At 64.4% G+C, this 11,276-nt stretch carries 10 protein-coding genes and 2 pseudogenes; 4 read left to right on the top strand and 8 right to left on the bottom strand.

What is annotated here, in order from left to right; translation table 11 throughout:
- Positions 1–210, bottom strand: a pseudogene (locus T398_RS24315) (hypothetical protein); the annotation flags it as partial.
- 98 nt (positions 211–308) lie between these two features.
- Here T398_RS24315 and T398_RS24310 point away from each other — a divergent pair.
- Together T398_RS24310 and T398_RS24305 are read left to right on the top strand one after the other, a co-directional pair.
- A complete protein-coding gene (locus T398_RS24310; RefSeq protein WP_496450186.1) occupies positions 309–713 on the top strand; it encodes a hypothetical protein in 405 nt (134 codons plus the stop codon).
- Between the two features lie 403 nt (positions 714–1,116).
- Positions 1,117–1,416: pseudogene (locus T398_RS24305) on the top strand (transposase); the annotation flags it as partial.
- Between the two features lie 62 nt (positions 1,417–1,478).
- On the opposite strand, the gene T398_RS24300 reads toward T398_RS24305, so the two are convergent.
- On the bottom strand, positions 1,479–1,940 hold the full coding sequence (locus T398_RS24300) for a SitI3 family protein (RefSeq protein ID WP_496450185.1): 462 nt from the start codon (positions 1,938–1,940) through the stop codon (positions 1,479–1,481).
- A 10-nt stretch (positions 1,941–1,950) separates the two neighbouring features.
- Positions 1,951–2,664 carry a class I SAM-dependent methyltransferase gene (locus T398_RS24295; RefSeq protein WP_496450184.1) on the bottom strand — a complete coding sequence of 238 codons (714 nt, stop codon included), beginning with the start codon at positions 2,662–2,664 and terminating at the stop codon, positions 1,951–1,953.
- Positions 2,665–2,719: 55 nt separating this feature from the next.
- Here T398_RS24295 and T398_RS24290 point away from each other — a divergent pair.
- Positions 2,720–3,888, top strand: a protein-coding gene (locus tag T398_RS24290; protein WP_496450183.1) for an IS3 family transposase whose coding sequence is annotated in 2 segments (ribosomal slippage) — positions 2,720–3,004 and positions 3,007–3,888 — 1,167 coding nt in all. Because the reading frame shifts where the segments join, the coding sequence is not laid out codon by codon here.
- Positions 3,889–4,150: 262 nt separating this feature from the next.
- Here the strand turns inward: T398_RS24290 and T398_RS24285 are convergent.
- Positions 4,151–4,327, bottom strand: a complete 177-nt coding sequence (locus T398_RS24285; protein ID WP_496450190.1) for a hypothetical protein — start codon at positions 4,325–4,327, stop codon at positions 4,151–4,153.
- Positions 4,328–4,379: 52 nt separating this feature from the next.
- Positions 4,380–4,793: an HIT family protein gene (locus T398_RS24280; RefSeq protein ID WP_496450182.1), complete on the bottom strand. Its 414-nt coding sequence runs from the start codon at positions 4,791–4,793 to the stop codon at positions 4,380–4,382.
- A gap of 464 nt (positions 4,794–5,257) precedes the next feature.
- Between T398_RS24280 and leuS the strand changes: the two genes are divergently transcribed.
- Positions 5,258–7,723 carry a leucine--tRNA ligase gene (gene leuS, locus T398_RS24275; RefSeq protein ID WP_496450181.1) on the top strand — a complete coding sequence of 822 codons (2,466 nt, stop codon included), beginning with the start codon at positions 5,258–5,260 and terminating at the stop codon, positions 7,721–7,723.
- Between the two features lie 307 nt (positions 7,724–8,030).
- On the opposite strand, the gene T398_RS24270 is transcribed toward leuS, so the two are convergent.
- The 3 genes from T398_RS24270 to T398_RS24260 are packed head-to-tail and all read right to left on the bottom strand — an operon-like array spanning position 8,031 to position 11,274.
- Positions 8,031–8,831, bottom strand: a complete 801-nt coding sequence (locus tag T398_RS24270; RefSeq protein WP_496450180.1) for an HAD family hydrolase — start codon at positions 8,829–8,831, stop codon at positions 8,031–8,033.
- The gene (locus T398_RS24265; protein ID WP_496450179.1) at positions 8,828–9,967 is read right to left on the bottom strand and encodes a glycosyltransferase family protein; all 1,140 of its coding nucleotides are present in this window, start codon (positions 9,965–9,967) and stop codon (positions 8,828–8,830) included. The genes T398_RS24270 and T398_RS24265 overlap by 4 nt, the downstream gene beginning before the upstream one ends.
- Before the next feature lie 20 nt (positions 9,968–9,987).
- A complete protein-coding gene (locus T398_RS24260; RefSeq protein ID WP_496450178.1) occupies positions 9,988–11,274 on the bottom strand; it encodes a nitroreductase/quinone reductase family protein in 1,287 nt (428 codons plus the stop codon).
- Positions 11,275–11,276 lie beyond the last annotated feature (2 nt).

Raw genomic sequence — 11,276 nt, 5'->3', positions numbered from 1 at the left:
AACGAGGGGATACCGGCGGCCCCGCGGATCCCGCGGGTCGTCCACCGCTGCCAACGCGACGAACAAGCTCCGCCGGTCACCATCGGTGACCACGGTCGGGCACGGCAGGTGCGGGGGTCGCTGCGGCAGCACGATCTCGGTCAGTGATGATGACATCAGCGGGTGCGTCCAGTTCTCGATCACGGTTGTCTTCGCAAACACCATGATCACGAACAGGCCGCACCCGTCCTACATGGACCCGGCCCCACCCATTCAGCCGCCAAAAACCCCAGCTCACAGACCCTTCAACCGACTACGCAACCGCCCTGGTGGGCACCTGTGTCCCGACGAGTCATCAGGTCGGTGGGGCGCTGCGGCACCTTGGCTTCGAGGCCGAGGCGGTCGCCGCTTGCGCCACGCTGTACCGGGTGACCGACACGTTCACCGAGGTGTCCGAAGTCGGCGTGTGGAAACGACCGCCGGTCGTCCACCCCGATGGCACCACGGATGGCCACATGGTCGTGTGGACGCCGTCGTTTGCGCAGCTCGTGGACGCCACCTTGGTGCAGGACCCGCTTCTGCTGGCCGCGTCCCGGGTTGATCCGGTCTACTCGACGCCGGTGTACGTCGAGGTTTCCACCAGCCGGAGGAGTTCCTCGCGGGTCAGCCCGTCGCCTGGCTCGACGATCAGCTGTACGCGTCCTGGGTCCTACTGCCGGAGTGGACACGGCTGATGGACCCGGTTCTGGAAGGGAAGGCCGGTGCGGTCGTGGAACTCGGCGCACTCGGTCTGGCCACCGACGCGCTCCGCCTCATCGCAGCCGTCGGAGAAGAGCGGGATCTGAAAGCTCTACCGGTCCGGTGTTCTCGGCTCGGAGCACTGCTCCAAGGTGAAGAACAGCTACCGATGTTGCCAGCCGAGCCATCCTCGCATCTTGACCCCTGACGTTGGCACCGCTCCGATGGACCTACAGCCAAACCTCTGCGTGATGCCGAGGAAGGTGGTTGAGCAGCACCGCCACAGCCCGGGACTGTAAAACAACGGTGTAACTCCGATTAAGGGAGTAGCACCCGATGACGATCACGACCGATGCGGTGGACACTGCCGCTGTGCCCGGTGATGAGAAGGCCAAGCGGCCGCGAATGACCCAACTGGCCGCCGCAGTCGGACGCTTCGCCGCACTCCTGACGCCACAGCCGGGAAACGCCGACCGGCTCTCGCTCTGGATCGTCCAGGTCCGCGCGGTCGACCTACCTCATCTGCACGCCTTCACCCGAGGCCTGGAACGCGACCGCGACGCCGTGAACGCCGCGCTCACGCTTCCCTACAGCAACGGCCCCACCGAAGGCGTCAACACCAAGACCAAACGGATCGCACGCCAAATGCACGGACGAGCAGGCTTCACCCTGCTCCGCCACCGCATCCTCCTCGCATAGCAACACCCTCCGTCACCACCGAAAGTGAGACAGGGCCGTTAACTTGACAGACCCATCCCGATTCATAGGCGCGTCAGGGGGTGGAGGATCCTGTCGTAGTCTTCGTCGTGCCAGCCGTCGGTGTTGTGCTTTCGAAGGGTGCCTGCGACGCGGGTCAGCATCAGCACGTCGCCGTTGAGGGTCAGGGCCGCGTCCTCGGCCCTGCCGGCGAGGGTCCTGGCCACGGCCGCCAGCATGTGGGTTTTGCCTCTGTCGGCCGGGGTGTCCTTGCGCATGTAGAAGCTGACGTCGACGTAGGTCGTCGGCTCCCATTCCCACAGGGTGCCACCGTCGTCCTCGGCACTGTAGTAGCCGTGCCGGCCGCCGGTGATGTCCACGACGTACCCGCGCTCGTCGTTCAGGTCGACGCTGAGCATTCTGCCGCCGGACGCCGTGGACGTCTCGACCGCTTCGGGAGCGGCCAGCTCCGCCACCTGTTCGAGTGGGATGTCGCCTGCCAGCGTCAGCCGGTACTCGACAGCCATCTGCACCCCTTCATCGGTCTCGCCGTTCTCTCCGGCCGATGTGGATGAGGAACTCGTTGTCTTCGGTGAAGGTGTCGGTGTCGGTGTATCGGGCAAGGGTGGCACGGACAGCGCTGTCGAACGCGTCGAGCCGGTCGCCAAACAGTTGTGGCGCGGCGAACGAGGTGGACTGCAGGTACCCAAGGACGCTGTCCGCGGTCCAGGTTCGGATGACCGGCACAGCGTGCTCCTCAACCTGACTGAACGGAGACTCACGCATGATCTCGCTGTACGGGCGGTGGTGATGCTGGAACGTGCGCTCGCCAGCGCGACGCTCCTCGCCGAGGAAGTCCTGGATGACCGCGCGGATCGCGGCCTTCCAGCCGTTGGTAGCGGTCCAGAAACTGTTGTCGGCGAAGATCGCGACCGCGCCGTCCGGGCTGACCTGCGCGTCCAACCGGGTTAGGGTCGCGGCCTGGTCGAGCCAGTGGAACGCGCGGCAGATCGTCACCAATTCAGCCTGCCATCCCGCCGGTGGCGTGAACTCCTCCGCCGTGACCTCCTGCAGCCGCAACTGAGCGCCGGCGGGTAGCTGTGGGCGGAGCGCGTCTTCGGCAGCAGCGAGCATGCCTGGAGCGTTGTCGATGGCGATGATGTCATCGAAACGGCCAAGCAGAGCCTCCACCACGAGGCCGGTGCCGGTGCCTACGTCGAGAAGGCGCCGCGGCTGACGGGCCTGCTGCACTGATTGGTGACATCTGAGATGGCTTGCCCTGCGGGCGGGCTGGAAGGATGTTGCTGTGCCCAAGCCCTACCCCCGTGAGTTCCGGGATGACGTGGTGCGAATCGCTCGTGACCGGGAGCCTGGCGTCACGGTCGAGCAGATCGCCAAGGACTTCGGGGTCCACCCGATGACGTTGTTCAAGTGGCTGCGCCAAGCCGACATCGACGCCGGGACCAAGCCTGGCGTCAGTGGCAGCGAGTCGGCCGAGCTGCGTGAGGCCCGCAAGCGGATCAAGCTGCTCGAGCAGGAGAACGAGGTCCTGCGCCGGGCCGCGGCGTATCTGTCGCAGGCGAACCTGCCGGGAAAAGGCTCTACCCGCTCGTGAGCGAGCTGGCCGCCGACGGTATCCCCGTCGCGGTGACGTGTCGGGTACTGAACATCGCTCGTCAGCCCTACTACCGGTGGCGTGTCCGCCGTGTTACTGACGCCGAACTGGCGCAGGCGTATCGGGCGGACGCGTTGTTCGACGCCCATCGCGACGACCCGGAGTTCGGCTACCGGTTCCTGGCCGATGAGGCCCGCGCTGCCGGCCAGTCGATGGTCGAGCGTACCGCCTGGAAGATCTGTTCCGGCATGGGCTGGTGGAGTGCGTTCAGCAAGCGCAAGCGTCGGGGCAAGGGCGGCAAGATCGGTCCGCCGGTGCACGACGATCTGGTGCGCCGCGACTTCACCGCGAACGGCCCGAATCGGTTGTGGCTGGCCGACATCACCGAACACCGCACCGGTGAGGGCAAGCTGTATCTGTGCGCGGTCAAGGACGTATGGTCCCACCGGATCGTCGGCTACTCCATCGACTCACACATGACATCGAGGCTGGCCGTCAACGCCCTGCACAACGCCGTAGCCCGCCGTGGTGACGTGGCCGGCTGCGTGCTACACACCGACCGCGGGCCGCAATTCCGCAGCCGGAAATTCGTCCGTGCCCTGCACCAGCACCACGTGACCGGGTCTATGGGCAGAGTCGGCGCCGCCGGCGACAACGCCGCCATGGAGTCCTTCTTCGGCCTGCTGCAGAACAACGTCCTCGGCCGGCGGACCTGGACCACCCGCCAGCAGCTGAGGACCGCGATCGTGACCTGGATCGAACGGACCTACCACCGCCGCCGACGGCAACGATCCCTGTCCCGGTTGACCCCTATCGAGTACGAGACCATCATGACCCGACCGGCCAGTCAGGCCGCGTAACTGGAACTGTCACCCATCGGTGCAGCAGGCCCCGTCGGTCTGGTCTACATGGCACTGACTGCGGGCTTGCCGGTACCACGAAGCTGGGCGTAGACGCCGGTGAGGCAGGTGCCTTGGTCTTGCGCTCCACGAACATCCGCCGGATCACCCAGGACGTGCGCTCCGGGCCTTCCACGATCAACAGGTCAACGAGGTCCCTATCTCGCTCGAAGCGTGAGGTGGCGGTACTGCGGTCTACCGTCGGTGTTCCGTGCTGCTGGCGCTATAGCCGAAGTGCCTGCCAGTCGAGCACGCCGTCACCGAGCGCGGCGACCGCACCGACTAGGCCCAAACGGCGTGCTCGCACATCCGGGTCTTCTGCTATCACGAGGATGTCGTTGAAGAACGAGTCCACCGCGGCAGGCAGGTCACCACCTGCGGCGAGCCGAGTCCCGGCCACCACGCACGTGCTCGACTCTTCGCGCCTCGTCGGGTTGCCAACCCCTCAAGACCTACCCGGCGGCGGCGGTGATCTTCCGAGCGAACGTGCTCGCCTCCTGGGCATCGACGTACCGGGTCCGAGGCCAGAAAAACCCGCGGAGGCCATCCGACTTGTGGCGAGGCACAACGTGGACATGCAGATGAGGCACACTTTGGCTGACGCGGTGGTTGACAGCAATGAACGCTCCATCGCACCCCAGCCCTGCTTCGACTGCCCTGGTAACGGCTTGAACGTGTTCAAAGAAGGCACCGGGATCTGCAAGATCGATCAACGTTGGAACGTGGCTCGTCGGAACAACCAGCGTGTGCCCCTTGAAGACCGGACGATGGTCAAGGAACGCCACGGCAACGCTGTTACGAAGGATCAAATCGGACTCCACAGTGCCTGCAACCACGTTGCAGAAGATGCAGCTCTGGCTGGCCATTTGGCGATGCTAATCGACAACATGCGCAATGTGCTTGAGGAAGTCAACGGCAGTAGTCGATACTTGGGGCGGACCGCCATAAAAGGGCGAATGGGGCAAATAGATGAAATCGACCGAGCAGTTCATCCCACCGACAACAGCAGACAGGTGCCCGACCTCCCTGTGGTATCCCGACGTCGACTGCCTCGGGAGCCCGTACCTCCTGAGGTGGGCACATCCACTACTTGGCACCAGGTGGTCTTGCCTGGAGCACGCCATCCATGCAATCCGCAACATCCCTGACGTGGTGGTCACGGAGTCTCCAGATCCGACATTTTTGGATGAACTTCGTGTTCGGGCGGTAGATTCCAAATAATGATCAAGGACCGGCGTGTCTGACACGTGGTATCGGCTGGCATGGTTGCCACAACCGTGTGCGAAGCTGTCGCCGGACTGTTCCCGCACCCTGACGATTCGAGCTGATCATGATCAACGACGAGGCCTACGACCCCCACGCCATCATTGACAAGTGGATGAAGGTCTGGGATGAGTTGCGAGTCTCCGAGGCGCATGGCCTTACCGGCGGTCATGAAGATGAGCCGCGTTCGTATGTGGTGAGCATGTTCCCCTACCCATCCGGCGACCTGCACATGGGTCACGCGGAGGTGTACTCCATCAGCGACGCCATCGCTCGCTACATCCGCATGCAGGGCGGGAACGTGCTCAACGCGATCGGATGGGATTCCTTCGGATTGCCAGCCGAGAACGCAGCGCTGAAGCGAAACCTCGATCCCCGTGATTGGACGTACGCCAACATCGAGACGCAGGCAGAGTCGTTCCGGCGCCTCGGTGTCTCCTTCGACTGGCGGACTCGCTTCCATACATCTGACCCGGAGTACTACCGATGGAACCAGTGGCTGTTCCTGAGGCTGTTCGAGGCCGGGCTCGCCTACCGCAAGGAGGCCGCAGTCAACTGGTGTCCAAACGATCAGACGGTGCTCGCCAATGAGCAGGTGATCGGTGGGTACTGCGAGCGTTGTGGCACCGCAGTCGTCCAGCGTCCACTGACCCAGTGGTTCTTCAAGGTCGCCGGTCATGCCCAGCGCATGCTCGACGACATGGCCCAGTTGGAGGGCAAGTGGCCAAACGAGGTCCTTGCCATCCAGCGGAACTGGATTGGCCGCTCCTCCGGCGCGCACATTGACTTCAAGATCACCGATCGCGATGAGCCGGTGCGAGTGTTCACCACCCGGCCAGACACACTGTTTGGGGCAGTCTTCTTCGTTGTGGCGGTGGACTCGCCGCTGGCCGACGAGCTATGCACGGCAGACCAGCGTGAGGCGTTCGATGCGTATCGCCAACAGGCGGCAACGGCGACGGAGATTGAGCGGCTTGCCACCGACCGGCCCAAGACTGGCGTGTTCATCGGCCGGTACGCCGTCAATCCGATCAACGGAGAGCCCCTGCCTGTATACGCGGCAGATTATGTACTGGCGCACTATGGCACCGGCGCGATCATGGCGGTGCCCGCGCACGACCAGCGGGACCTAGACTTCGCCCGAGCGTTCGACCTGCCGATCCGGGTGGTAATTGACAGTGGGCAGCCGGACCCGGCTGCCACCGGGGAAGCCACCGACGGTGACGGCCGTCTGGTCAACTCGGGAGACTTCAACGGCCTGACAATCTCCGAAGGCTCGGAGGCGATCACCGCACGTCTGGAGTCCAACGGCGTGGGCGCGGCGGCCGTCACCTACCGATGGCGCGACTGGCTGATCTCACGTCAGCGGTACTGGGGAACGCCAATCCCGATTGTCCACTGTCCGTCGTGTGGTCTTGTGCCCGTTCCAGATGATCAGCTACCGGTTGAGCTGCCCAAGTCCGGGTATCAGCTGCGCCCTGAGGGTGGGAAGTCACCGCTGGAGAGCGCCGAGGAATGGGTCTCTGTTGCATGTCCGCGCTGTGGCGAACCAGCTCGACGCGACACCGACACGATGGACACATTCGTCGACTCGTCGTGGTACTTCCTGCGCTATCCCAACCCGAACTTCACGGACGGGCCGTTCGACCCGGCCGGCGTGCAGCGTTGGCTGCCGGTGGACGAGTATATCGGGGGCCGCGAACACTCGACCGGCCATCTCATGTACGCGCGTTGGCTCACCAAGGCGCTCCACGACTTGGGCATGCTGTCGTTCACCGAGCCGTTCACGAAGCTGACCAACCAGGGCCAGGTCATCATGAACGGCAAGGCCATGAGCAAGACGCTGGGGAACCTGGTCAACCTCCAAGAGCAGATTTCGCTTTTTGGGCCGGACGCCGTCCGGGTGACCATGGTCTTCGCCGGGCCTCCGGAGGACGACATCGATTGGGCTGACGTGTCGCCGACCGGTGCGGTCAAATGGCTGGGGCGAGTGTGGCGTCTGTCGGGGGAACTGCCCACACAGGTTGAAGGTACCGCCGACGTTGCGCTGCGTCGGAATGTGCACCGGCTGCTCGCCGACACCACCGCAGCGATGGAAGCCCGACGCCTTAATGTGGCGATTGCGCGGTTGATGGAGCTGACCAACATCCTGCGACGCGCCGTCGATGGCCAGCCGGGCGCGGCAAACCCCGCCGTCCGCGAGGGTGCGGAAGCATTGGTACAGATGCTCTCGTGTTTCGCGCCCTTCACGGCCGAGGAGGCGTGGCAGCGGCTCGGCCACGAGCCTTCGGTCTGTGTGGCTGCCTGGCCGCAGGCAGACCCGCAGCTGCTTGTGGAAGACACCGCCACCTGCATTGTGCAGATCAACGGTAAGGTGCGCGACCGACTGGAGGTCCCAGCCGACGTGAGTGAGGACGCCCTGCGTGAACTCGTCCTGAACGCTGACAAGGTCCGCGCAGCGCTGGGCGAAGCGGACGTTAATCGAGTGATTGTTCGCGCGCCGAAGCTGGTCAATATCGTTCCTGCGCGATGACTTGACGGGGTGTTCGCCGATTCTTCACAGCGGCGAACACCCGTACAAAGCCGTGTCGGATGTGCCGCTGCCAGCGCTGGAAAGCTGCGATGGGTTGCATTCCGAGCGCCTAGATGAAGCTGATATCGGGTTCTGCCGTACGGAGCGATTCGATGTTGGCCGCTTTGAGCAGCAGCCCGAGTTGATGTCCGTGGTGCGCGGGATCGACGATAGCGGGTTCCAGCGCCGCCGTGCCGCATGGCTGGAATGCCGCGTACCGCTTACACCCGGGCGTTCGCGATCCAACTCTCGCCGGGTGCCTGGCTGGTCACTGTTTCTCCAGCCTGGCTATGGCTGCTGGCAGGGCGGCGGCGCTGGCAACGACGGCGACACCGTCCGGGACCGATCCGGCGTGGTCGCTGGCCCGAATCCATATCGCCGGTAGCCCGCATTGAAGCGCGAGCTGGATGTCGTGTTCGAGACTGTCGCCGATGATGAGCACGTTGCGGCGACGATGGGGCAAGCTTTGGAGACACTGACCGAGCAGCCGCCGGTCGGGCTTGCCTGTGCCGGCGGCAGTGGAAGCGATCACCGTCTTTATCATGCGGCCGAGACCCGCTCGATACACCTTGCTTTCCTGACCGTCGGCCGGACCGTTCGTGATGATCGCGAGGTCGCGGTCCGCCAGCGCTTCGAGAGCTCCCGCGGCTCCCTGGGCGAGCCGTACCCGCCCTCGATGCCGCGTACCGGTGAAGGTGCGAGCGGTCTCGTCGATCACATGGCTGTCTGCTGCGACGCCGCATCGGGCGTACGCCGCTCGCCAAGCGTTGTGCCGATACGTGGGAAGCCAGTCGCGCAGCGGCTGAAGGTCCGACCGTGGACCAGGAAACTGCTCGGACAGGCCGTCCCAGGCGGATAGCCCGTAGCGGTCGGTAAGCGGACCCAGCCAATCGGGCTCCCACCAGGCGTCTCGGGCCGCCAGCGGGGCTACGGCTGCGAATAGCTCCTCGACGATGCCGTAGGTCTCATTCGCATAGCGGGCGGCAGCTCGATATCCGGCGTACACGTTGGGGAGTTCATCGATGAGTGTGTCGTCGAGGTCGAAGATGAGCGTGTCGAATCGGTTCATTGGATGTGTCCGTCCGTCATCCAGTTCCACGCTGCCGTTGATCGGCTTTCGTAGAGGTAGTCCGATGCGAGGCTCGCGGCGGCCTTCCGCATCCGCTCACGTTCAGACGGGTCAGCAACGGCACGGATCGCTTGGACAAGGTGACGAGGGGAGGTGTCTTGCACCGCGAGGCCGAAGTGGTGCTCGGCGATCAGGTCACCGAGTGCGCCGCGCCGCGGCGCAATGATTGGAAGCTGGTAGAGCAGGGTCTCCCGGAGCCGCATCGGCGGGCACAGATCCCACAGAGCATGCGGTTGATACGCGCAGATCGCTGCGGTGGCGTGCCGCAAGACATCAACGCGCTCCCGCATTCCGAGGGGCCGCTCGGCGAACCGAATGGCGTCTGAACCATCGGCTGCGGCGCGTGCGGCGCGTAACGAGGCGGTCATCATGCCTCGCTGGGGGTAGAGGAACTGGAGGTGGACCTTCAGCGCGTCCTTGCGCGCTTCGAGGACTGCGTTGATCGCCGTGGCAGGGTCGTAGTGGTTCCAGGTGCCGCCGTTCCAGACCAACGTCAACTCATCGTTGACGGCAACCTCGGACAATTTCGAGAAATTCTCGTTTCTAGATGATAATCCGACGGGAAGGACGAAGAACCTTGAATCGAGGTCAGGCGCCATCCGGCTGAGCGGCGACCAGAAGGCGCTGGAAAGCATTCCGATGACAACATGCCGTTCGGCAATCGACGCCACGGTGAACTTGTCAGCCATGCGCAAGCGGCGAAGGTAATCCGCGAGATGAGACTGGTAGGCGCGAGGGGGTACGGCGGCAGTGCGTACGTTCTCGTATGTGAGGAACTCCAGGGGCCACACGATCGCGTCGAAGACGCAGAGGGTTTGGGCGGCCCGGAACCGAGCTATGGTCTCCGGTGGAGTGGCAAACCCGTACCAGTAGACGTCGCCGGCTACCGGTGCCGCCTCGCGCACGCTGGCCCAGCGCAGGGCTGGCCAGACCGAGAGGATCTCGGCCTCTGGAGTGTCGGACACCAGGACCGTAACGTCTGTGTGGTCAGACATGGCGGTCGCGAGTTCGACGGCACGCAAACCAACGCCGTTCAGCCCATCAGCCATGCCGACCCCGAAGTCGATGTACAGCACCGAGACTCTCCTTGATTTGATCATGCTGGGTTGGTGGGAATGAGCTGGGCGAGCTCGACGTCGGGTTGAAGCCAGATGACCGGAATACCGCGCTGTCCCGCCCGTGCCCGGTACCTGGCGAAGTCTGGCCGCTGCCGTGCGCGCCGGCCATAGAGATCCGCCGCTTCGTCGGCCGAAAGGACGAGAGCTGAGGCTCCGACCGTGCGACTGCCTATCTCGACGGTGACACGTGGATTTGCGCGAAGGTTGTGGCACCAGGCAGGGTCGGCCGGCCTACCACCGTCGGAGCCGAACACCATGAGGCGGTCACTATCGATCATGAACTCGAGAACGCAGGTACGTGGGCGTGCCGTCCTAGCCCCGGTCGTGGTTAGCACGAGCATCGGTGACCAGAACGCAGCGCCCGCACGGTCCCGAGCTGAGCGCCATTCCTCGACACGGCCCGCCTTGTGCGCCAACAGGAACGCACGGTTTGTGGCAGCCATCCCATGTGCAAGCACGCTGGGAAGACGCTTTTCGACGAGAGCTGCCGCAGGCACCTCGACGTGATGCTCGTTGGCAAGGCCCAGGATTAGGTCGAGTTCTCTTTCTGTCCGTGCTGTCATGGGCGTACGACCAACACCGCCGTCGAGAGCCGCCTCGTCCACCCGCCCCCAGTGCTGGGCGACCCAGCTCGTGCCGGTGCTGGTAACGAGCCCGGAAATCAAGTCCTCGGTGTCGAGTCCGGCTGCGGTGGCGATGCGAGCGGCTTCGATCAAGATCGCGCGGTTGCCGTGCAGCGCGAGGTTGTTGCATAGCTTTAACACCATCCCGGCACCGGCCGGGCCTGCGTGAATGACGTTGTCGCTGTACAGGCTGAACACTGGCCTGAGGCCTTCGATGGCTTCCCGGTCGCCGCCGACGAATAAGGTCAGGCTGCCGTCTCTCATCCGGCCCTGCCCTCTGCTCATGCCGGCGTCTACCAGGCCGATACCTCTGGCTGCAAGCCGGTCAGCTGCCTCTCGAGCCGTCGTAGGAGCGACGGTCGAATGCAGGACCACCAGCGTGCCAGGCGTGCCGACGGAAGCGATGTCATCAACGACGTTAAGCGCCTGTGCATCCGTGGCGACGATGACCAGAATGATGCAACAGCGCCGAGTCACGGCTGTAGCGGAATGCCCCCAGGTTTCGCGCGGCCACCGTGCCGCAGCGTCGGTGAGGCTGTCATTGACGAGGATGTCGGCGCCGACTGCCTGCAGCCGGGTAGCGATCGTGGCACCCATCTCGCCGAGGCCGATGACGCCGATTCGCTGGGTCTGCGGGTTCATCG

This window comes from Salinispora goodfellowii (assembly GCF_059570675.1).
The sequence above is the reverse complement of the archived record's forward strand: the minus strand, read 5'-3'. Positions and strand labels throughout refer to the sequence as shown.

What these genes read in the sequence shown, in the direction of transcription:
- T398_RS24280 (WP_496450182.1), bottom strand. Translation starts at nt 4,793, where the DNA reads ATGGCCAGCCAGAGCTGCATCTTCTGCAACGTGGTTGCAGGCACTGTG.
- T398_RS24270 (WP_496450180.1), bottom strand. Translation starts at nt 8,831, where the DNA reads ATGAACCGATTCGACACGCTCATCTTCGACCTCGACGACACACTCATC.
- T398_RS24300 (WP_496450185.1), bottom strand. Translation starts at nt 1,940, where the DNA reads ATGGCTGTCGAGTACCGGCTGACGCTGGCAGGCGACATCCCACTCGAA.
- T398_RS24260 (WP_496450178.1), bottom strand. Translation starts at nt 11,274, where the DNA reads ATGAACCCGCAGACCCAGCGAATCGGCGTCATCGGCCTCGGCGAGATG.
- leuS (WP_496450181.1), top strand. Translation starts at nt 5,258, where the DNA reads ATGATCAACGACGAGGCCTACGACCCCCACGCCATCATTGACAAGTGG.